The organism is Chryseobacterium sp. MMO-72, from assembly GCF_037146035.1.
Classification (GTDB): Bacteria; Bacteroidota; Bacteroidia; order Flavobacteriales; family Weeksellaceae; genus Chryseobacterium; species Chryseobacterium indicum.
Genome location: NZ_JBBCWG010000025.1, coordinates 1 through 22,812 on the forward strand (window position 1 = coordinate 1; position 22,812 = coordinate 22,812).

At 35.4% G+C, this 22,812-nt stretch carries 23 protein-coding genes; 2 read left to right on the top strand and 21 right to left on the bottom strand.

The window, feature by feature from the left end:
- The first annotated feature begins 367 nt into the window (after nucleotides 1–367).
- Nucleotides 368–2,002: an adenine deaminase gene (ade, locus tag WFH39_RS20735; RefSeq protein WP_336691304.1), complete on the top strand. Its 1,635-nt coding sequence runs from the start codon at nucleotides 368–370 to the stop codon at nucleotides 2,000–2,002.
- 106 nt (nucleotides 2,003–2,108) lie between these two features.
- Here the strand turns inward: ade and WFH39_RS20740 are convergent, their stop codons facing one another.
- The 3 genes from WFH39_RS20740 to lpdA form a co-directional block, all read right to left on the bottom strand.
- On the bottom strand, nucleotides 2,109–2,915 hold the full coding sequence (locus WFH39_RS20740; RefSeq protein ID WP_336691305.1) for a patatin-like phospholipase family protein: 807 nt from the start codon (nucleotides 2,913–2,915) through the stop codon (nucleotides 2,109–2,111).
- Nucleotides 2,916–3,395: 480 nt separating this feature from the next.
- Complete coding sequence (locus tag WFH39_RS20745) at nucleotides 3,396–4,010, bottom strand: PH domain-containing protein (protein ID WP_185205357.1); 615 nt, start codon at nucleotides 4,008–4,010, stop codon at nucleotides 3,396–3,398.
- Between the two features lie 678 nt (nucleotides 4,011–4,688).
- Nucleotides 4,689–6,077, bottom strand: coding sequence for a dihydrolipoyl dehydrogenase (gene lpdA / locus WFH39_RS20750; protein WP_214590221.1), 1,389 nt, complete (start codon nucleotides 6,075–6,077; stop codon nucleotides 4,689–4,691).
- A gap of 290 nt (nucleotides 6,078–6,367) precedes the next feature.
- Here lpdA and WFH39_RS20755 point away from each other — a divergent pair, with 290 nt between their 5' ends.
- The gene (locus tag WFH39_RS20755) at nucleotides 6,368–7,252 is read left to right on the top strand and encodes a hypothetical protein (RefSeq protein WP_336691306.1); all 885 of its coding nucleotides are present in this window, start codon (nucleotides 6,368–6,370) and stop codon (nucleotides 7,250–7,252) included.
- 186 nt (nucleotides 7,253–7,438) lie between these two features.
- On the opposite strand, the gene WFH39_RS20760 is transcribed toward WFH39_RS20755, so the two are convergent.
- From WFH39_RS20760 to WFH39_RS20845, 18 genes are all read right to left on the bottom strand, one after another.
- Nucleotides 7,439–7,699, bottom strand: a complete 261-nt coding sequence (locus WFH39_RS20760) for a hypothetical protein (protein WP_336691307.1) — start codon at nucleotides 7,697–7,699, stop codon at nucleotides 7,439–7,441.
- Nucleotides 7,700–7,792: 93 nt separating this feature from the next.
- Nucleotides 7,793–10,432 carry a beta-glucosidase gene (locus WFH39_RS20765; protein ID WP_336691308.1) on the bottom strand — a complete coding sequence of 880 codons (2,640 nt, stop codon included), beginning with the start codon at nucleotides 10,430–10,432 and terminating at the stop codon, nucleotides 7,793–7,795.
- Between the two features lie 296 nt (nucleotides 10,433–10,728).
- Nucleotides 10,729–12,171 (bottom strand): alpha-L-fucosidase, encoded by a 1,443-nt coding sequence (locus WFH39_RS20770; RefSeq protein ID WP_336691309.1) that lies wholly within the window; start codon nucleotides 12,169–12,171, stop codon nucleotides 10,729–10,731.
- 173 nt (nucleotides 12,172–12,344) lie between these two features.
- Nucleotides 12,345–13,238: a TIGR01777 family oxidoreductase gene (locus WFH39_RS20775; RefSeq protein WP_336691310.1), complete on the bottom strand. Its 894-nt coding sequence runs from the start codon at nucleotides 13,236–13,238 to the stop codon at nucleotides 12,345–12,347.
- 22 nt (nucleotides 13,239–13,260) lie between these two features.
- A complete protein-coding gene (locus tag WFH39_RS20780; protein ID WP_235130235.1) occupies nucleotides 13,261–13,938 on the bottom strand; it encodes an ABC transporter ATP-binding protein in 678 nt (225 codons plus the stop codon).
- Nucleotides 13,939–13,941: 3 nt separating this feature from the next.
- Entirely contained in the window at nucleotides 13,942–15,165 is a 1,224-nt protein-coding gene (locus WFH39_RS20785) for an ABC transporter permease (protein WP_336691311.1), read from the bottom strand.
- 2 nt (nucleotides 15,166–15,167) lie between these two features.
- On the bottom strand, nucleotides 15,168–16,304 hold the full coding sequence (locus tag WFH39_RS20790) for an efflux RND transporter periplasmic adaptor subunit (protein WP_336691312.1): 1,137 nt from the start codon (nucleotides 16,302–16,304) through the stop codon (nucleotides 15,168–15,170).
- Between the two features lie 22 nt (nucleotides 16,305–16,326).
- Entirely contained in the window at nucleotides 16,327–17,643 is a 1,317-nt protein-coding gene (locus WFH39_RS20795) for a TolC family protein (protein ID WP_336691313.1), read from the bottom strand.
- A gap of 3 nt (nucleotides 17,644–17,646) precedes the next feature.
- On the bottom strand, nucleotides 17,647–17,934 hold the full coding sequence (locus tag WFH39_RS20800; protein WP_336691314.1) for a hypothetical protein: 288 nt from the start codon (nucleotides 17,932–17,934) through the stop codon (nucleotides 17,647–17,649).
- Nucleotides 17,935–17,948: 14 nt separating this feature from the next.
- Nucleotides 17,949–18,536, bottom strand: coding sequence for a TetR/AcrR family transcriptional regulator (locus WFH39_RS20805; RefSeq protein WP_336691315.1), 588 nt, complete (start codon nucleotides 18,534–18,536; stop codon nucleotides 17,949–17,951).
- A gap of 138 nt (nucleotides 18,537–18,674) precedes the next feature.
- Nucleotides 18,675–19,379: a YqjF family protein gene (locus WFH39_RS20810; protein WP_336691316.1), complete on the bottom strand. Its 705-nt coding sequence runs from the start codon at nucleotides 19,377–19,379 to the stop codon at nucleotides 18,675–18,677.
- A gap of 107 nt (nucleotides 19,380–19,486) precedes the next feature.
- Entirely contained in the window at nucleotides 19,487–19,972 is a 486-nt protein-coding gene (locus WFH39_RS20815; protein ID WP_336691317.1) for an SRPBCC family protein, read from the bottom strand.
- 1 nt (nucleotide 19,973) lies between these two features.
- Nucleotides 19,974–20,489 (bottom strand): fatty acid desaturase, encoded by a 516-nt coding sequence (locus WFH39_RS20820; protein WP_336691318.1) that lies wholly within the window; start codon nucleotides 20,487–20,489, stop codon nucleotides 19,974–19,976.
- A gap of 21 nt (nucleotides 20,490–20,510) precedes the next feature.
- Entirely contained in the window at nucleotides 20,511–20,756 is a 246-nt protein-coding gene (locus WFH39_RS20825) for a hypothetical protein (protein WP_336691319.1), read from the bottom strand.
- 419 nt (nucleotides 20,757–21,175) lie between these two features.
- Nucleotides 21,176–21,544, bottom strand: a complete 369-nt coding sequence (locus WFH39_RS20830; RefSeq protein ID WP_336691320.1) for a hypothetical protein — start codon at nucleotides 21,542–21,544, stop codon at nucleotides 21,176–21,178.
- Nucleotides 21,545–21,622: 78 nt separating this feature from the next.
- Nucleotides 21,623–22,024, bottom strand: coding sequence for a hypothetical protein (locus WFH39_RS20835; RefSeq protein ID WP_076396570.1), 402 nt, complete (start codon nucleotides 22,022–22,024; stop codon nucleotides 21,623–21,625).
- 7 nt (nucleotides 22,025–22,031) lie between these two features.
- Entirely contained in the window at nucleotides 22,032–22,376 is a 345-nt protein-coding gene (locus tag WFH39_RS20840) for a hypothetical protein (protein ID WP_336691321.1), read from the bottom strand.
- Between the two features lie 50 nt (nucleotides 22,377–22,426).
- Nucleotides 22,427–22,807 (bottom strand): hypothetical protein, encoded by a 381-nt coding sequence (locus WFH39_RS20845; RefSeq protein ID WP_336691322.1) that lies wholly within the window; start codon nucleotides 22,805–22,807, stop codon nucleotides 22,427–22,429.
- Between the last annotated feature and the right edge of the window lie 5 nt (nucleotides 22,808–22,812).

The following is a 22,812-nucleotide window of genomic DNA, read 5'->3' on the forward strand; positions in this document are numbered from 1 at the left end:
GCGCCCCACCCCCCCCCCCCCCCCCCCCCCCCCCCCCGCCCCGCGCGGCCCCCCCCCCCCCCCCCCCCCCCCCCCCCCCCCCCCCCCCCCCCCCCCCCCGAAACTCTAAAAAAGCGAGTAGCGAAAGTGGGAAAAGCTTCAAAGAAAAAAGATTTGGAGTGGAAAGGTTAAGTTTGAGGTTAAGGCTATCCTATCTGCTTCCCATTTCGTCATTAAAGTTACTGTAAAGAATTGAACTCCGAAGGAGTTCTGCTTCTGGATTATCTCTTTCTGATGCACAGATATTATTTACGGAATATTTTATGTACAGAAAAAATGGTATTATTTCTATTATTTTGGTAAATTCACTTAAAATATTCAATACAAGATGGATTTCACCATTAAATCAAACCTCATCGACATTGTTGCAAAGGAAACCTACCCTGCTGAAATAATTATTAAAGACAACAAAATCAGTTCAATACAAAGAATCTCAGAAAAACTGAATACGTATGTTCTGCCAGGATTTATTGATGCGCATGTTCATATTGAAAGCAGTATGCTGGTTCCGTCTGAGTTTGCAAAAATCGCGGTAAAGCACGGAACGGTGGGAACGATTTCAGATCCTCATGAAATTGCCAATGTTTTGGGAATTTCGGGTGTTGAATATATGATTGATAATGCTCGGAAAGTACCGTTTCATTTCTATTTCGGGGCTCCTTCCTGTGTTCCCGCAACCCATTTTGAAACGGCAGGTGCTGTGATTGATTCGCGTGAAATTGACCAGCTTTTAGACAAAAAAGAGATTGTCTATCTTGCGGAAATGATGAATTTTCCGGGAGTGATTTACAAGGATGAGGAAGTTCTGAAAAAGCTGGAATCTGCAAAAAGACATCACAAACCGATTGATGGTCATGCTCCGGGTTTAATGGGTGAAGACATGAAAAGTTATTTCAGTGCGGGAATTTCAACGGATCATGAATGTTTTGGTTATCAGGAAGCGCTGGAAAAACTTCAGTTTGGGGTAAAAGTGATGATTCGGGAAGGAAGTGCGGCGAAAAATTTTGATACTTTAATTCCTTTATTAAAAAAGTTTCCGGATCAGATTATGTTTTGCTGTGACGATAAGCATCCTGATAATTTGCTGGAATCTCATATCAACGATCATGTGAAACGCGCTCTGGATTTGGGTTATGATTTGTACGATGTGCTGCGTGCTTCTTCGTACAATGTGGTTAAACATTATAATTTACCGATCGGATTATTGCAGGTTGGAGACAGTGCAGATTTTATAGAAATTGATAATCTAAAGGATTTTACGATTTTAAAAACGTACATCAACGGAGCACTGGTCTTAGAAAACGGAGAATCGTTTATTGAAGCTGTTGAAGCTCCGATAGTAAATAATTTTCATTGCAGCTTAAAAAGTCCATCAGATTTTAAGATAAAAAGCGAAGGGGAAAAAATTCGTGTGATTGAAACGCTTGATGGACAACTGATTACCAAAGAAATTCACGCAGAAGCTTTAAACATTAATGGTTTTTCAGAATCTGATGTTGAAAATGACATTCTGAAAATTGCGGTAGTGAACCGTTATCAGGACGCTCCTGTTGCAACAGCTTTCATCAAAAACATAGGCTTAAAACAAGGAGCCATTGCTTCTTGTGTTGCGCATGACTGTCATAATATTGTAGTGGTGGGAACCAATGACGATGATATATGTAAAGCTGTAAATCTGATCATTAAAGCGAAGGGTGGAATTTCTCTGGCAACCGAAACGGAAGAAATGGTTCTGGAACTCCCGGTTGCCGGAATTATGACGAATCTTCCTGCGGAAAAGGTAGCAGAAGCTTATATTAGATTAGACCGTCGCGCAAAGGAATTAGGAAGCAGATTACGAGCGCCTTACATGAGTTTGTCATTCATGGCACTTTTGGTTATTCCTGAGCTGAAACTGAGTGACAAAGGGCTTTTCAACGGGAAAAGTTTCGAGTTTACGGATGTTTTTATCAAGTCTGTTTAAACTCTTATTTAACCGCAAAAGTCATAAAAGATGAACTCAACTTTTATTTAAAGCTGATTTTGCTTTAACATTATTTGTTCCTTTTACGATTAATTCTGAAACTGGTTTAAACAATTCTTTTCTCGTTTTCCAGATTAGCATAAAAACGGCTTTCGTTAAAGCTTTCTTTTGCAGCGTTGTAGCCAATGTTAAAAATCTGTTCGAGACGGTCTTTCCGTCTTTCAAATGTTCCGTAGGTGGAAAGTTCCTGTGATGAGATAAACCAGTCGCAGTGATCGAATTTAATTCTTTCGATGCGGTAAGAAAGCAGATCGTAAGAGCGCGAAACAATGGCTTTGATGGATCTGAGATCATTAATTTTGGCATCTTGCGGGGGAGAAACGAAAACGCCGATCAGCTTGTCGCAATCGTCTCTGATGATGTCTGCGGGAAAATTATTCAGTACTCCTCCGTCACAGTACATTTCATCATCAATAATATAAGGAGTCGTCACTCCGGGAATGGAACATGATGCAATAATGGCATCAACGATTTTAAAATTTTTTTCAAAGATTTTTTCGGTTCCTCTTACCAATTCTGTTGCCACAATTCTTACGTCTTTGTCCAGATCGCCCAGTTTCATTTCGCCGAAAATAGGATTGAGATAATTTCTGAAAATAACGGAAGAAACCAATCCGGGCTGGTTGAATGCAAAATGCTTCCAGTTAAAAAAGTAAACGGAATTGAAAAATTCCAGAATTTCTTCGGGCGTTTTTCCTACCGCATGAAGACAGCCCACGATAGAACCTGCACTGCAACATGACAGAACATCAATATCAATATTTTTTTCTGCTAAGAATTTTAAAACTCCGGCATGTGCGATCCCTTTTGTTCCGCCACCCGATAAAACAAGCCCAACTTTCCCAAAATCCATTGAATAAAATTAAGAAAACAAGTCGAGAAAAGCAGATTAAATTTTCTAAATACTGTGATTTTGGATTATTTTAACACAAATAAAATTATGCTTAAATGAATATTGATGACTTGTTCTTAAACTATAATGATTTATATTATTAAGTATTTAATGTTAAACGTGTTTAAACTTAATAGCTATAGCCATCGAAAAGGCGCAAAATATTCATTAAAATACGGTCTTGTCTTAAAACGCAAAGATTTTTTTGCGATAAAATTAAGCATCACAATCCCTATTGAAAATCTTTGATTTTCCTGTGCCTTAAAGATTTAAGACTAATAAAAAATATTGTGTATTTACGTTTTCTAATATGACTATTTTAATTTTAAAAGTTTAAACTCGTTTAATAAAGAGGCTTTCTTCAGAAAAAAATGATTTTTTTCACGAATAGTGGTTTAAAAAAGTCCGGAAAGTTACCGGACTGATATTTACGTAAGAATGTTAATTATTAATGTACTTCTCAAAAATTCTTGAAAAATCTTTCTGATTGTATTTATCAAAACTGTTGGTATTCCATGCAAAAATATATTCGTTGATGGCTCTCAGTTCCTGACTTTTCGAAACATTTTCCTGTTTTCCGGAAGCTACTGTGGTGATGGCTTTCTGGATGCTGTCGTTAGAAAAATTCAGCAAAGAATGATTGTGGTGAACTTCCTGCTGAATTGCCAAAAGTGCTTTATACAGATCTTTCAGCTGATCGATCTGCCCTTTTGCAACGCTGATCATCATTGGAACATTCCCGATATTGAAAGAAATTTCTACATCAAGATCAATGGTTCCTGCCGTCTGTAAAGCAATATTAGAGAAAGGAAACTGGTAATATTCATATCTCTTCAAGACTCTTTTTTTGTCTAACGCACTGGCTCCGTCGATGTGGATCAAAGCTCTGTTGGTAAAGCAATATTCGTCTCTTTTAGATTTAATGAGGAAGAAAATTTTCTCGTTATCTTCGGAAAGGATATAATCGTCTGAGTCTACTTTATCATAATCCTGAGAAGGAATGATTTTACCGATGTCTCCCAATCCTAAAGCTTCCGCAGCTAATTTTTTAAACATAGTTTATTTGTATTTATTGACTGACTAAAATAAGAAAATAACCGAGATAAAATCAAAAAAAATCATCTTAAAGAGTGTTTAAATTTGATTAAATATTGAAAAATTTCATTCATTTTTTGACGCAAAGTTTTTATTTAAAGATTTAACTATCTGAGTTCGAGATAAGTCTTCTTAAACGCAAGGTTAAACAAAGAGATTCAATTATCAGGAATTCAGCTTTTAAGATATACAAAGGCGTAAAATTGATCAAAGTAATACCATTTTTGTCTTTTTTAAATAAACGAAATGTCTTTGTTTAGCTTGCAAACTTTCAATAAGTAAAAAAAATCTTTTGCTTTTCTTTGCGATAAATTACTATAATGCGATAAATCAATTATTTAAATTTATTTCTTATCCCGAACTGAGGTTAAATATTTAAGTGAACAAAGAAGAATCAACAAGTTGATTTGATGAAGCACTATTTTCAGGCTTCGTGAAGCAAATTTTATTTGCCAATGCTTTCTAAGAATAATGTGTAAAGTTGAATTAAAACTTTGCGTGATAAAATAATCGAATCTTAAAATTTTAAATATCAAATTGAAACAGGCTCTTTCAAAAAGAAAAACCACAGACTACTGATCTGTGGTTTTGATATTGTTAACCTTTGTCAAAGATTTTCAACTTTGACAAAGTGAAAAATTAAATGTGAATTACTTCACCATACGCTGCCGCTGCAGCTTCCATAATGGCTTCAGAAACTGTAGGGTGCGGGTGAATAGATTTGATGATTTCATGACCTGTAGTTTCCAGTTTTCTGGCAACAACCGCTTCTGCAACCATATCTGTAACACCTTCTCCGATCATGTGGCATCCTAACCATTCTCCGTATTTTGCATCGAAAATAACTTTAATGAAACCATCCGTATTTCCGTTTGCCGTTGCTTTTCCACTTGCAGAAAGAGGGAATTTACCTACTTTAATTTCGTATCCTTTTTCTTTCGCCTGCTTTTCTGTAAGACCTACTGAAGCTACTTCAGGGTGACAGTATGTACATCCCGGAATATTGCCATAGTCGATTTTCTCAACGTGCATTCCCTTGATTTTTTCAACGCAGGTAATTCCTTCTGCTGAAGCTACGTGTGCTAAAGCCTGAGTAGGAATGATGTCTCCGATTGCATAATAACCCGGAACTGAAGTTTCGTACCATTCATTTACCAGAACTCTTCCTTTATCTGTCTGAATTCCCACTTCTTCAAGACCGATGTTCTCGATGTTTGCGGCGATACCAACAGCAGATAATAAGATATCAGCTTCAAGAACGATGTTTCCTTTTGCTGTTTTTACAGTAGCTTTTACTCCTTCTCCGCTTGTATCCACGCTTTCTACTGAAGCATTGGTCATTATATCAATTCCAGATTTTTTCAGAGATTTTTCTAAGTGTTTAGAAATTTCTTCGTCTTCTACAGGGACGATGTTTGGCATAAATTCTACAACCGTTACTTTTGTCCCCATCGTGTTATAGAAATCGGCAAATTCTACTCCGATAGCTCCTGAACCTACAACAATCATAGATTTTGGCTGCTCAGGAAGAGACAATGCCTGTCTGTATCCGATTACTTTTTTACCGTCCTGTGGTAAGTTCGGTAATTCTCTTGAACGTGCTCCTGTTGCGATAATGATGTGGGTTCCTGTATATTCAGTTACTTTTCCTTCTTTATCTGTAACAGAAACTTTTTTACCTTTCTGTACTTTTGCAGTTCCAAGGATAACGTCGATTTTATTTTTCTTCATCAGGAATTCAATCCCTTTGCTCATTTTCGATGCAACGCCACGGCTTCTCTGAATTACGTTTGGAAACTCAAAACTTGCTTCCACTTTATTCAAACCATAATCTTCAGCATGGTTGATATAATGAAAAACCTGAGCCGATTTCAATAAAGCTTTGGTTGGAATACATCCCCAGTTAAGGCAGATTCCTCCTAAATTTTCTTTTTCAATAATTGCTGTTTTGAAACCTAATTGTGCCGCTCTGATTGCTGTAACGTATCCGCCAGGGCCACTTCCGATGACAATAATATCGTAATTCATTAGTTTAAAATTTTTATGCGAATTTAAGGAAAAATATCGGATGTATGGCATTCTGTCGAAATTGCCCCCTTAAAGGTTTTATTTACTATTTTTCATCATCAGAAGCTGTAATCACTTAAGTTTAAAATAAAACTATAAAATCTGAAAATATTTTAAAATATTCATTAAAGCAGCTATTAGATTAATATTATCAACACAATTTATTAAAACTATTAAAAATGATAGTTAAAAAATAAATTACATATTAAAATTTTAATATTTTTGAAGTAATCAATTAAAACAAACATGATATGAAAAAGATTTTTTCGATTTTTGTGATATGCGGATTTCTCGCTAACGCACAAGTGGGAATCAGTAAAAACCAACCAACCAGCACATTAGACATTAACGGATCTGTGAGTGCGAATTATAGACAGGTAACAGCAACTACCTATGCTATCGTTACAAACGATCATTACATCACCTATAATGGTACTGCCAATTCTACGTTTACGCTACCGGCAATCGGTTCCGGAGCTTCAAGTTTTACAGGAAGAATTTATAAGATAAAAAATATATCTGCTTTCAATATTACTTTACAGGCTTCAGGAGGAAATACGCTAAGAATAGACAATACTCCGGTTTCTACATTTATCATTCCTACTGGAGCGTATGCAGAAGTGGTAAATAACAGCAACACTACCGGCGGAACATGGGATCTTTCTTTTATCACGCTTCCGAAGCCTAATAATGTGGAAATCTACGGAACACAGCTTTCGATACCGCCGCACGCTTCGGGAACAGCTCCGGTTGCCGACTGGACCGGACATTCTAATACAGCATATGATACTGGAACAGGAACCGATGCTTGGTGGGTCATTAGTAAATCATCTACCACATACTCTGTAGGAACAGGTTTTTCCAATGCGAGCAGAATGACTCTGGTTTACGAATATCAGGGAACTCCTTTTAATATTACCAATATGAATCCTTCGCTTACCGCAGGAAATAATTCCAGTTTTCCGGATGTTTTCACGGCTTCTTTTGTAAGCCTTGCCAATAACGGAACTTCTGGTAAAACGAGACTTACGGTTTCTGTTGCGCGCGTGGATTTTGTAGGAAATAATGGCTCCAATAACAGTAACTGGACCGGAACATTTCTTTTAAATCTATTGCTTGCAAGAAAGGTTTATTAATAAGTCTGTTTAAACTTTTTTTTAACCGAAAAAGGCACAAAAGATGAACTAAACTTTTATTTAAAGCCGATTATTATAAATGAAAAAGCTCATAATAGCTTTTAAAAATCTTTGATTTTTATTCCTTAGGAAAATATAAAAAAGAGGCTATCTGTCTTAGATAGCCTCTTTTATCGTATTCGGAAATTACATTTTTCTCAGTAATCTTTTCTGACTCTGGTATTTTTCGTTCAAAGCTCTTAACTGATCCTGCTTCATTCTTTTGGTAGCAAGCGGATGATTTAAAATTGCTTTTTTCTCTGCGTTGTATCTTCTGTCAAGTTCTTTCGACTTGATGCTGATCAGTTCACTTTTTGAAGGATGAGGAGGTGCTGGCGGACGCTTTTGTCCATAAACATTCATTGATAATCCTACTAATAAAACGGCTGATATAAATAAATTTTTCATAACATTTTACTTTTTTGAATAAATTCGTAATGAATTTCATTCACGTTCGGGCTAAATATTACATATATCATACCATAATTTTTTTACGCCGGACTACTCAACTTCAATATTCTGTTTCAAAGGCAGATTTTTGGAAGAATTTCCCACCAAAACTCTGTACGTTCCTTTTTCGACAATCCAGTTCATTTTTTCATCTAAAAACTGTAAATCTTTCGCGGGAACTTCAATCGAAATCTGTTTGGATTCTCCTGGTTTTAAATATACTTTCTGAAAGCCTTTCAGTTCAATAACCGGTCTTGAAACCGAAGCCAGCAGATCTTTTACATACAACTGAACGACTTCGCTTCCTGCTTTTGAACCTGCATTTTTCACAGTAACTTTCGCAACAATCGTATCATTTTCAGAATATGTTGTTTTATTTAACTGTAAATCTGAGATTTCAAAAGTGGTATAGCTTAATCCGAAACCGAAAGGATATAAAGGTTCGCCGCTCAGATCATAATAATCGTTTCCACGTCCTGTAGGATGATGATTGTAGGTTAAAGGCAGCTGTCCTTCCTCAACAGGGAATGTTATCGGCAGTTTTCCTGAAGGATTTTCTTCTCCGAAAAGTACTTTTGTCACTGCATTTCCGCCTTCTTCTCCGGGATACCAGACATCCAGAATCGCTCCGACTTTATCTTTCCAACCCGTTGTTTTTATGGCAGAACCACCTACCAAAACAACCGTTGTCGGTTTATTTAATTTTGATAATTCATGGATGAATTTTTCCTGATTTCCGGGAAGACTTAACGAAGAACGATCCTGAAATTCTCCTTCATGAATTCCGGCGGTAACAATGATGTAATCTGCATTCTGTGCCTGCTTCAAAGCATCATTAAAATCTTTTTGATAGTCATATAAGCCATAGTTCCAGATCAGTTCAATGTTGGCTTCGCCCCTGTTTTCGTGAAATTCAACCACAATATCGTATTTCTGACCTTTATTAAATTCTACTTCAACGGTTTTGGTTGAATAGCTCAGCTTTTCCCAATGGTCAATTAACAATGAACCGTTTAAAAACAATCTGAAACCATCATTTCCTCTTAAACCTAACTGATATTTTCCCGATTTTGGAGCTTCCAGTTTTCCTTTCCAGCGAACACTGTAGTTGTCTGGCTGCAATTTTTCAGGATTGGGCGAATACAAAGTCCACTTGAAATTCAGTTGTTCGTCCTGTTTTTCAAAAGCGGGATTTCCTTTTAATTCAGAATTTGAAAAATAACTTCCCTTTAACCCTTTTTGATTTTCAGAAGACAGAACCTCAGCAGGAACGGTCAGAAAATCCTTTATATTCCAGTCGATTCCCTTTGAATAAGCGATTTCGATATTTTTATTTTTAGCGAAATTTTTATTTTTAGCGAAATTTTTAATTCCGTTCAAAATACTGACTTTGCTGTTTCCCGGTCCGGAATAACCACCCAATCTTGCATCTGCAGCATCTGTCCCCACTATTAAAATCTTTTTGTAATTCTCAAAAATCGGAAGGGTTTTATTGTTATTTTGTAGCAAAACAAAAGATTCTGCCGCAGCTTTTTCCGCCAATGTTTTGTGATTGATTTTTTTTAATTCTGCAATGTCTTTGTTGGAAACGTAAGGATTTTCAAACAAACCGAGTTCAAATTTTGCCCTCAAAACTCTCGCGACTGCATCATCAATTCTTTCCTGAGAAATTCTTCCATCCAAAAACGGAGGAATAAAAAGTTTGTAATGTTGATATTCTGTCTGAAAAATCACATCAAGCCCCGCATTGATTGCCTGTGCAGAAGCATCATCGTAATCTTTTGCCGTAAAATGTAACACATTGGCTCCTCCGACTGCACTTGCATCGCTGATGACAAATCCTTTAAAATTCCAGTCTTTTTTTAATTTCTCTGTTAACAGCCAATGATTTGCCGTTGAAGGTCTTCCGTCAAGCAAATTGTAGGAAGTCATTACCGAACGGCTTTTTCCCTGTTGAAAAGCTTTCTGAAAAGGAATCAAATGGGTTTCCTCCAAATATCTTCTGCTCCAGTGAATCGGATATGAATCTCTTCCACCCTCTCCAACATTAGCTAAAAAGTGTTTCGGAGTGGTAATAATTCCCTGATTTTCAAAAGAACTGACGAAATTTACCCCCATTACGGAAGTCAGAAACGGATCTTCCCCATATGTTTCTTCCGTTCTTCCCCATCGTACATCGCTTGCAAAATTGACAACCGGCGTTAAAATCTGACGGATTCCTCTCAGTTTAGATTCTTTTGCAATGGCCGTTGAAACTTCTTTCATTAACTCAGGATTGAATGTTGCGGATAAACCAATTGCCTGTGGAAAAGCAGTTGCTCCTTCACGCATTAATCCGTGCAAAGCTTCATCGAAAGGAATAATCGGAATTCCCAGTCTTGATTCTTCCACAAAATATTTCTGAATGGCATTGATCTTTTTTGCGAGTCTTTCTGCATCTTCATTGGCGTTGTATTTCAGCATTTGTCCTGCAACTCCGCCTCCCTGATTTCCTGCGCTTACCTGCAAACCGAAGATTCCGTGGGAATACTGATCTTTCGGAACGTTATCCAGATCTCCGGGAATCATAAAGCATTGCCAGAATTTTTCTTCGGGCGTCATGCGTTTCAATAGATCCTGAACTCTGGCTTCAACAGGTTGTTTGGGATCTTTGTATAACGGTTTTTGAGCTGAAATAAGTGTTGTGCTCAATAATGAGATTGCTATGATTTTAAAACGAAATTTAAAGAACATACATAATTTGATTTAATTATTGTTCTTTTGTCTTAAAACAAAAGAACCAAAAATTCAAGACTTGGAACTCTCCGCTAAAAATTAAAATTTAATCCTAAAATTCCCAAAACTTGCGCGAATTTGGTATTAGTTCTTCGGTTCAATATCTGTGTCGCGCTTTAAACAATGGGAATTTCTTAACGGATTAAGTTTTAATTTTCTTAACGCTTCGATTTCCTAGGTCGTTTTTGATATAAAAATAGTCACAATTTGAACTACTGAGTAATCTGGATTACGGTTGAATATTTTAACTGGTTTCTTTCTTTTGGTAAATTGATTTCAATTGAATTTCCGTTTTGTTTCCACTGGATTTTATTGGATAATCCTAAAATTTTTAATGATTTTGGTTTAAAATTTTCCGGAATTGTAAAATTTAACGTAGAAGGAGCCAGATAATTTACTTTTTCATCCAGATGAAAAATATTCACTGTTTTTCCGTCTTTGCTTTTCGTGTAGTAAAAATTTCCGTCATGATAAGGGGCAATGCTTCTTGTTGCAAAAACAGCCGACTGGTTTTTATCCATCCAACTTGAAATTTCTTTCAGTCTTTCGTAAACTACAGGATCATAATCACCATTCGGTCCGGGAGCAATATTCATGAGGTAATTTCCGCCTCTTGAGATGATTTTAATTAACGTTTCGATGATTTTCTGAGAGGATTTGTAATTGTCATTGGGAACATAGGAAAAGGAATCTCCCATTGTGATGCAGCTTTCCCAGGGAATGGAAAGTGGTTTTTCGGGAACCGCCTGTTCCGGCGTTACGTAATTTTCCCATTTTCCTGGAACGGTACGGTCTACGACAATGATTCCGGGTTGGTTTTTACGCGCCATTGTTCCGATTTTATCCATATCGATGTCCTGTTCAACTTTGATGGTTCTCTGCCATTCTACATTGGGATCGATGGTATTAAAGGGACGAACCCAGCCTCCGTCTAACCAAAGAATATCAATTTTACCGTAATTGGAGGTGATTTCGTTGAGTTGGTTAAAGGTAAAGTTTTTAAAACTGTTCCATTTTTCAGGATATTTTTTAGGATCGTAGTTTACATTTCGGTCTTTTGGCGGAAAATACGACCACCAGTAATTGTCGGAATGCCAATCGGGTTTTGAAAAGTAAGCTCCGATTTTAAACCCGCTATTTCGGAATGTATTGAAAATTTCTTTTGTTACGTCTGCTTTCGGATTTTTGGAAAAAGGCGTTTTGGAAGAAGTAATTTTGTAATCAGACTGTTGGGTATTAAACATTGCAAAACCGTCGTGGTGTTTTGTTGTAAAAACCACATATTTCATTCCTGCCTTTTTCGCAACTTCTGCCCATTTCTGTGGATTGAACTGAACCGGATTGAAAGTGGTCTGAAGATTTTCATAGTTTTTTACGTATTCATAGTACGATTTTCCGTGTTCGGGTTTTCTTTGTGTCCATGATTCGTCTTCGGGACAGAGGCTCCAGCTTTCGACAATTCCCCATTGGCTGTAGGTTCCCCAATGCATGAAGAGTCCGAATTTTAAATCCTGCCAGTTTTCCAGATTTTGAACAACAAGCGGATCGGTAGGTTTCTGATAACCTTCAGAAACGTTGTGAGCCTGAGAAAAAAAAGCGGATGACGTAAGAAATGATGAAAGGAGGATGGCTTTTGTTTTTTGTCTGATGAACATTGACGTTTAGTTTTTGCTAATTTAATATTTCACCGTAAATTTTTAACTACAAAAGGGACAAAAGTTTTTCTTGACATAAGTCACATAAGTTTAGTTTAATTATATATTTAGAAGATCACATAAGAAGAAAATCAAAGATTTTCTGTTGCATGGGTTTCTAATTCCGTTTATTTTTAAATCAAATCGTTAAATGCAGATTCAATATTTGCATAAGTAAATTCAAAGCCGCTTTTGATTAATTTTTCAGGGTAGACATTCCGGCTTTTTAATAGTAATTCGGTTTCGGTATTTAAAAATATGGATGCAATTTCAAGTTGCCAAACCGGAGCATTCAATCCAAACGGTATTTTCATTTGTTTTCTTAATTTTTTCATAAATTCTTCGTTGGATAAAGGATTAGGTGCTGTAATATTGATAGTTCCTGAAATATTTTCATGTTCAAGAATGAACGCTACTGCTCTGCAAAAATCATTAATGTGAATCCAGCTCACATTTTGGTTTCCTTTTCCCTGTTTTCCGCCCAATCCGAATTTGGTAAGACTCTTCAGTTTAGGGAAATCTCCGCCGTTATTTCCTAAAACGATGGAAGTCCGTAACGCAACTTTTCGTAAATTTTCTGTTTCTGATTTAAAAAATTCATTTTCCCAGCTTTTACAGATGTTCATGGAAAAATCGTCGCCAATGATACCGTTTTCTTCTGTGTTCAAATGTTTTTCTGAATGAACGTAAATGGTTGCGGAACTTGCATTGAGCCAGATTTTGGGTTTATGGATACATTCATCAATTGCCTGCTGAAGAACTTTTGTGCTTTCAATTCTTGAATTGTAAATTTCTTTTTTTTTATTTTCCGTATATCTGCAATCGACGGATTTACCGGCAAGATTGATCAGAGAATCAGAATTTTCGAGTAATTTTTTCCATTCGCCCAAAGTTTTGGCATCCCAATACAATTCATTTTTCTGTTTTGGGTTTCGGGTTAAAATATATACTTCGTTTCCTTTTTCAGTAAAATATTTTTCAAGGTTTTTACCGAGAAAGCCTGTTCCGGCGGCGATGATTATTTTCATTTTGGTTTTTATTTTCAGATGTTTACTTTTTGATAATTTCTCCGTCTTTCATCTCAATAATACGGTCGCTTTTGCGGGCAAAATCATCATCATGAGTAACTGCAATAATCGTCTGACCGTAGGTTTTGGTAAGCTCCTGAAAAATATCAAAAACAATGTCTGTATTCTTACTGTCGAGATTTCCTGTCGGTTCGTCTCCCATGATAATCAACGGATCATTGATGAGTGCTCTGGCGATTGCAACACGTTGCTGCTGTCCTCCTGAAAGTTTGCTTGCCGGCTTCAGAGCCTGATCTTTCAATCCCAGCATTTCCAGTTTTTCATAAGCTTTGTGTTCAATTTCTTTTTCGTTTAATTTTCCAAGTTTTAATGCAGGAATCATTACATTTTTCAGGCAAGAAAATTCGGGAAGCAAATAATGAAACTGGAAAACAAATCCTATTTTTTCGTTCCGCAGTTCTGCAAGCTTATCTTTATTGAGACCTGTTGTAAGCTGATTATCAATATAAAGATTCCCCTTATAATCTGTATCCATCGTGGAAAGGATGTACAACAGGGTAGATTTTCCGCTTCCGGATTTCCCGATCATGGAAAGGAATTCTCCTTTTTGTACTTCAAATTCTATGTTTTTGAGTACCTGAAATTCAACAGGATCGTGAAAAAATTTATTTACTTTTTCTGTTTTTAAAATTGTGGTCATCATTTATTTTCTAAATATTTCTACCGGATCTATACCTGCTGCTTTTTTAGCAGGAATATATCCCGCAAAAAAAGTAATTCCCAAGCCGATTACAATTCCCTGAATGTATTTTACGGGTTCATAGTCTATAGGAAAATAACCGATATCACCACCAAGATACACTGTTTTTAAGATGGTAATGAGAACAGTAGCTAAAATAATTCCTCCTATTACTCCCATGATTCCTATAGAAATTGCCTGCATCACAAAAATACGGATCACATCTTTACCTTTGAAGCCAATCGCTTTTAAGATCGCAATATCATTAATTTTCTGTGATACCGTCATGTTCAGAATATTGTAAATTCCAAAACCTGCAACCAATAGAATGGTAAGTGAAACGAATGAGATAATCAGTTTCCGCATTTTATTAGCTGCCATTAATGTCTGATTAGCTTCCTTCCATCCTTCGGCTTTATATCCTGTAATCTGCGTCAGTTTTTTTGCCATATCTCCTGCAGTCTCCGGATCGGTAACATTTACATTAATATCGGTTATGTAGGAATTTCCTTCTTTTAATAACTGCTGTGAGGAAGCGAGATTAATGTATGATTTTGTTTTGTCTACTGCAGAATTGTTGGTTTTGAAAATCCCGATGAGTTTAAAGGTTCGGTTAACGCCTCTTGAAGATGTTAAATTGATGTTATCGCCTACTTCAACATTCATTTTTTCTGCAATTCCGCTTCCGATAATAATTCCGTTGGGATTGGATTTTAAGAGATCATATTTTCCTTCTACCATAAACGATTTTATATCGTACATAAGGTTGGCTTCATCGGGATTTATCCCCGCTGCAATACCCGAAATCTGAGATTTTCCGTTATTGTAAAAAACACTCGCATTTACCTGTGGAGCAGCAACGGTTACTTCTTTCTGCTTTAGAATGGTTGCTAAGATTAATTTCGGGTTGATGATCGTATTGTTATCGGGAACTACTTTCGGATTGATAATGATGAAGTTTCCTGCCTTGTTTTCGGGTAAAACCCTGCTTATTTCATCATCTTTGTATACTCTGATGTGGGAAGTGTTTCGGAAAACGGAGGCGTTGGAAGTCCTGTCGAAACCTACCAGAAGACAGTTCATGAAAATATAGACAGACATTCCCAGCAACACTCCCAAAACGGCAACCGCAGTAAGCTTTTTATTGGAAAAGATATAGGTTTTTGAAATAAGAGAATTGATGTTCATACTTATGGTTTTAGAGGAAGTAAAACATCATCTTTCGTAATTCCGGAAAGTACTTCTACATAATCTGTGGAAACAATCCCTGATTTTATGATTACCGGCTGTTCTTTTCCTTTCACGTTTACTTTATTTCCATATCCCATCAGTTCTCTCGGGATGAGTAGTGCATTTTTCTTTTCTCCCACCAAAATATTGGCTTCAAGCTGTGTTCCGAATAAAGATGCATTCAATGTATTATCAAAAGTAACTTTGCAGATAAACGACTGGGTCTGTTCGTTAAAAGCGGATAGAATCTCGGATATTTTTCCGTTGTATACTTTATTTTTGTCTGTATTTAGTTTTACGTAAACAGTCTGCCCGACTTTGATTTTCCCGATGTTATTTTCGTCTACATTGAGTACGGCTTCCACTTTCTGATCATCGGCAATCGTGGCGATTATATCTCCTTTCCGCACATAATCTCCTTTCGACTTCAGCTTTTTAATTACTGTTCCGCTCACAGTTGCCGTGATGTGATTAAAACCCCGGACAATTCTGCTGTTTTCCGCCTGTCCTTTTGATGCAATTTTCTGAATTTCAGCCTGCTGCAGGATCTGTAATTTCTGTTTTTTCAGCGCATTTAAGCTGGATAAGGAGTTTTTTGCAGTAAGCTGCATGTTTTCATATTCTACCTTTGCCACGCTTTGGCTTTTGTAGAGTCTTTCGTAGCGTTCTGCCTGAATTTTATCCTGAGTATATTTGTTTTCGGCAAACTGAATATTCTGTTCTAACTGCTGAATCTGAGGTGAATTTGGGGTAAGATTTTCATTGGAAATTGCCAGTTGTTCATTGGCGATTTCGGCATTAACTTCGCTTGATCTGTTATCAATATCCGCTACATTTTTTCCTTTTGAAATTTTATCTCCTACTTCAAAATCTGCATTCAACAATATTCCATCGGATTGCGCGGTAAGATTGTAAGCGTTTTCCCATTCTAAATCTCCAGATGCAAAGACAAGCTCTTTTATATCCTGAACAACGGGTTTTACTTCTTCCTTTTTTGTGCAGGAAAATAAAAAAAGTATAAAAAAAAGAGCTAAAACTAATGTTTTCAGCCTGTATTTCTGATGGGATAATTCTGAATAATTTCTTTCTGTATTCATTGGGGTTGTCTTTTTGTGAACTTTAAAATCTATTGCTGATTTCTATTTTAGCTTTGGCAAAACCAATATTTGCCAGTGAATAAACCACATTAAGGCGGCTTGTTAACATATCATTCTGTGAAATGAGCAATTTATCCAAAGGCAGGATATTTTCTTTAAACTGATTGAAGTTTTTTTCATAGGTGTCTTTCTTCAGAGTATAAATTTTTCTGAAATTTTCGTTTTGCAGAAGGGCTTTTTCATATTCCAGAATCATCTGCTTATTTTTGTTTTCGTTTTCTTTTTTGCTGAATTCCTGATTGTTTTTCGCGATTTCCAGTTGAATTTTCTTGGATTTCAGGTTAGAATATTTGGTAACGGTCGTAGGCAAATCGTAGGATAATTTTAACCCGATGTAATTAAAATTGATCCAGTCGGAATTCTTAGAGAAAGCAAAATCATTGCTCAGATTCTGCCAGTTGAAAGATGAAATAAAACTAAGGACGGGATAATTCTGGAATTTTAATCCTTTATATTCCTGTTCGGATAATTCATATTGTAGTTTTGCATTTTCTGCCAAAAGACTGTTTTGTGTGGTTAGAGGCGCATTGCTGTTTTCGTAAGTCCACAAATCTTCAGAAAGTGTTGCTTTTACGCTATTTTCGAGAAATAAATTGAAGGTCTGAACCTGAATTTCTGTATTCAGCTCTATTTGCTGAAGCTTGTCCTCCAAGGAAATCAAATTGGTTTCAGCCTCATTTACCTCCTGTTTTCTTGCAATTCCTTCCGTGAATTTGTTCTGAATGATTCTGAGAATATCTTTGGCAATAATAATATTTTCTTCGAGTATTTTTTTCTGCTCATTAAAGGAAAGAATGTTAAAATACACCATATTGATCTGGTCATATACATTCTGTTCGTTGATCTTGTTCTGATTTTCAACCAGAAGCTGATTCGTTTTTGCCGATTTAATCTGAGCATAATTTGCTAAATTGATGATATCAAATTGTGGCTGTACACTGAATGTGGATGCATATTGCTGACCAATCGTTACTTCTTTAAAAGTTCCCTGCGGCTGCCCGAAAATCTGTCCCGGTAAAAAGCTGACCTGCTGGGTAATATTATCCAGTACCTGTGCAGATGCCGGAATTTTGGGATTCAGCAGATTTAATTTTGCGGTTTTTCTTGTTAAGTCTGCTAATCTGGTCTGCCATTCGGCATTTTTAAACTGATGATTTGTGGCTTTAACATATTCCAGAACTTCTTTAAAAGAGGTAAATTCTCTTTTTTCCTGTCCATTTATAACGCTGAAAAAAATCAGAAAGACAAAGGATGTATATAAAAACTGACACCTTTTCATAAGTTATTTTATAAGAAGCAGATTACAGTTTTCGATACCATCCACCCAATGTTTTACATCTGGTTTTATTTCTGTAAAATCACCAGAAAACAGGGATATTTTGGGGTTGTTTTCATCTTCATAAACGGCTTCTCCGGTTATACACAGAAGCATTGCAAGAACTTTTGTGATATGTTCTTTCAGCCTGTTGTTCTTCAGGATCTGCAAGGAAATAACTTTACCTTCGGAAGCAGAAAAGATTGTTTTAGCCAGTACTCCGGAACTTTCTTCATGTAATTTTTTCAGGTTCATTGTATTTTTTTATTTTAGTTTTTAATAAGTGTTAATAGGCCTTTCATGGTTTTCATTCCTTTTTCGGTAATATCAAAACTGAAATCTGCCATTTTCCATTTCAGCATTTGTAATCTGAAGGTTCCCATCATGATATGAACCATATCTTCGGTATCAATTTTATGGGTAAAGAAATGATTTTGTTTTCCGTTTTCAATGAGTTCGATGAGGAATTTAGAATTTCTCTGTATTAAATTTTTTATGCTTTCTTTTATCACTTCCGAACTGTCCATCAATCCATCGGAAAGAATAACCGCAATATAATGAGGATTATCTTTAAAGAACTGAAACTGGCTCCCGAAAACAGCAAGATATTTTTCTTCTCCGTTGAGATCTGAGCTCATAATCTTTGTAAATCTTTCGTTGATATTTTCTGCCAGATATTGAATTAAGAGTGAAATTATTGACTCTTTATCCTTAAAATGTCTGTAGAGAGCACTTTCAGAGAAACCGATTTCAGCAGCTAAATTTTTTGTCGTAAGACCCACAATTCCTTTCTCCATCAATATTTTACCCGATGCTTTTATAATTTCAATCTGTCTGTTGGTAATATCTAATTTCATTCTTATAATTAAAGTTAGTGAACATTCACTCTCCAAATTTAGCATTTATTTTTATTCGGACAATGTTAAGATTTTGTGTTTTTTATCATATAACTGATTTTAGCCGTAAAAGAAAGATATTTGTAATTTATTGATCGCTTAGATCAAATACTTTTTTGTTTTTACTTCAATTTCAGAACCTTCTGCAAGCATTACAGAAATTGGTTTCCTATGATTTAAACATTCAAAATCATTACCGTATACTTTTTGAAAATTTATTTTTAACTGATAATTTTTGACCAAATAATAATCCCATTTCGGATGGCAGACTTGATATTCTGATGTTTTATTTTCTTTTTTTGTAAAACCGTAATAATGTTCAGTAATGAACTCAAATTCAGAATTGTTTTCCATTTTTAATGGTTCACTTTCTGCACTGATCTCTATTGAATGCCATTCTTTATCTTTCCAAGAGTATTTTATCAGCAGTTCTCGATCTTTTTGATGAATGATATTTTTCATCGGCATTGTTTTATAATTTTCTTTGTAAACCGAATTTGCCACAAAACTTAAAGCCGGTTTCGGAACAATTTCTTTGATGAAAACCACTCCTCTTTTCCAATCATAACCTTCTTTTTTCTTTACATAAAATCTTAAATTTACTTCTTCGAAATTTCTGTGAAAAGGAATCGGAAGTCCGAGTAATTTTGTATTTAAAAACATAAATCCGACTACACTTACATAGCATTTTCCCTTGTAAAAATCGAGTTCTGTACCTTTTGGAAGATATTTCTGTAGAATTTCGGGTTTAATTTCGTAATTGATGATGGCTAGTTTTCGCCATTCGGCTTTTAGGAAGTTCATGACTTTGGTTGATTGTTGTTAGTTGAAAGTTGATGGATTTAAATATTGAGATACTTTCCTTAGTCAAGCTCAGGATAAATTTAAAGCTCAACATGACATCGCTCATACTAAACGTTTTGACGCTCGCTTCGCTCGCGCTTCTGCTTATTTTCTGCAACAGTTTTTATCAATTTATTTCTCTCTAAAAGAAAGTTTTTCATGTAATTTTTAAGAAACAGAGCATCGAAAATTTTTCCTATGAATCCGAAAGGGGAATGAAATTCGAAGATGTCTGTCATGATTGTGTTTTTACCTTCCTGCCTGAAAATGTGCTGATGTTTCATGGATTTGAAAGCACCCTTCAACATCGTATCTGTGAAATGATAAGGTTTCTTCATGCTGATAATTTTTGTAGTCAGGGTTTGATAGATTCCTAAATGTTTTGCTCTCCACGTTACCGTTTCGCCTTCTTCAATGAGTCCTGAAGTTCGTCCTGCGATTGCTTTTTCTTCTGTTTTAAAAGTTGATTTCTGATGCAGATCGATGTCTCTCGCAAGATCAAAAACAGTTTGAATGTTGGCTTTGATGATGGTATCTAAATAGATTGTTGACATTTTAAAAAGTTTGTTTTTTATTTAATTCAGGTAAAATTTCATCAATTCTCTTTGCCAATTCCGGCAATTTAATGGTGGGAACAGCGGGAAAAAGATGATGTTCCATGTGATAAAACATACTGAATGTCATTTTATTTTTCCAGAATCCACGTTGTGTTCTTGCTAGGTCTGGATTTTCATGGGTATCGTGATGAACTGTCCAGACTGCGAAAAACGCCATTAAACACTCTCCGAAGAGCATGATTGAAATATGATAGATTAAAAAATTGACCTGAAAATAAAATGCACAACTGACAAAAACAGAGATTGAAATTAATTCAAAAATCATGTTCTTTTTATAATTTTTATTCGCTTTTTTGAAGGTGATCCAATGTATAAGAAACAGATGTTTTGGTCCGTATAAAATGGCTTCATACCATTTCATTCCGGCAGATTTCCCTTCATAATCTTCTTCCCCCAAACAAAATTTATGATGTCTGATGTGATTGAATTTCACGGCATGAATAGATGTTATCATTGAAATGCTGTTTAAATACATTTACAGCCATGTAAGAAATTTCCCTGTTCCGAGTGAGTTGTGAAACCCATTGTGAACCTGTCGTAAAGCGGTAAGGAAATAAAATCCGGAAAACGGAAGTGCAGCCCAATAGTATCCTTTGTAAGCTAAAAATAAAGAGGCAAAAAGCCAGGGAAGACTGATATTATTTTCAATCAGCATTTCTTTTGTGGAAAGAGATTTGAGGTCTTTCCATTCTACTTTTTTTATTAATTCACTGGAATCCATTTTTTAGTTTTTAAGATTTCGAGGGTTTTCATGGTTCTGTTTTTTCAGTATTTACAGAGTTTGTAACAATCTATAATGTAAAGGATTGCGAGTATCGGACTGTAAAAAAGACCGTAAAATGGAATCATCATCAATATATTATTAAGCTCATAGGAATATTCTCCAAAAAACATATTTAAAGCAAGACAAATCCAAATTGGTATGATAAAGAATCCGTAAATAAATGAAATTGAAGATCTTTCTACATCCAAGAAAAGTTTTATGATATAGCTTATTAATTGTGGAAATCCTACTATAAAATAAAATGGTATTCCCTGAAAATATGATTCACACATAAAGGCTGGAACAATTCCCGCTATTAAAAATAAAATTTGAAGACAAAAATCACATATAATGAAAGTTTTCATGATCCTGTTTTTTTAGTATTCATAAGTTTTATAACAATCTATAATGTAGAGGATTGCAAGTACCGGACTGTAAAACACTGATACGATTAAAATATATCCGAAAAAATTGGTGACATCATTATTGTTATTAAAAGCCAAAATAATCAGCCATGAAATCCAAACAGGCATTATAAAAATTCCGTAGACAATATATAGCCAAGATTTCTTTGTTTTCTGAAAGGCCCTGCTGATAAAACTAATCAATTGAGGTATTCCCACTATGAAATAAAAAAGAAAAACAGTAGCATTTTCAAAAACAACAATTCCTAAGAACACCAAAATAAGTCCGATTACAAGGAATAAAAGTTGAATGTAAAAGTCGTTTTTAATAGAAGTTTTCATGGTTATTAAATTTAAAGGTTTAAAAAATCTCCTCTTGTTCTCTTTTTCTGGATTTTGAAGGTGAAATACATCCAGATTTTAAATAGCAGTGTTTTCATTTTTGATGATTTTATCTTTGTTCATGGCGTGTTTACGACCTTTCAGGAAAAGAAGCAGGTTCAGAAGCATCATCACTCCGAGGTAGATGGAAAATCCTCCGATTTTTTCGCTTAAAGCAACAACCAGCCTTTCAATGGTTTCAATTTGAAAAAATTCAATGATACAAAGGGCAAAACCGAGATTTAAAAGGTAAAAACCGATCTTGAATAAAGAGTTGGTTGCCATTGCAATGTCTTCTTTCTGATGAAAAATATCGATCATAAACGCTTTGGAATTTTTGAACAGAAACTGGGAAACCAATACAGTAAGGAGGATTACAATTGGCAGATAGATCATGTATGCCTGAAAATTGTACGTTGTGGTAAGAGCTGTTGCATTCATAGTTTTATTATTTTATGGTTAAATTTTTTCTTAAAAAGTATAGTGCGAAAATGTTCATAAAGTGCAGCACACATAAAATCAGGGTGATATAACCGATTCTGATTGCCGTCACAGATAACATTTTTTCCATTGAATCTACTTTTTCCCAATGCGTCAGATTTAATGCGATGTACCCGAGATTGATCAGATAATAACATCCCAAAAGAATTCTGTTGATCGTTAAACACAAATCTGCATCGTGAATAAGATAGTTCAGGTAATGTTTTCCTGCGTTGTAACATCTTCTTCCGACATCAATGGTTATGTAGGAACTGACGGATAGAAAAAGCAGATATGAAATAATATTGAACATTTTATAAATATTATATTTTCAATAAATTTTGAAATTTAATTTCAAAAAAATTATTTTTCCGTTTTATTCTGTTGCATAGTTTTAACATTGTAGAAGCCATAGATCAGATAGTAAATATTAAAAAGTACGCCTCCGATGCCCATGAAACTTACTACAAAATCCATTCTGGAATCACTAAGACATACCGCACCAAAATACAGGATAATGAAAAACAGAATAACGCCATAAAAATAGTAACGGTGAAACCTGCTTTTGCTAAGTGAAACTCTCAATAAGAAGCCTATAAGGTTGGAAATGCCAATATAAAAAAGTGCTATAAAAAATTCTGTTCCGGGTTTTTGTTCGAAATAATCAGCGATAGCACACGAAAAGAATATAAGGCTGATAACTGTCTGAAATACTGCTTCTCCTGTTAAAATTTTGCGTTCCATGTTTT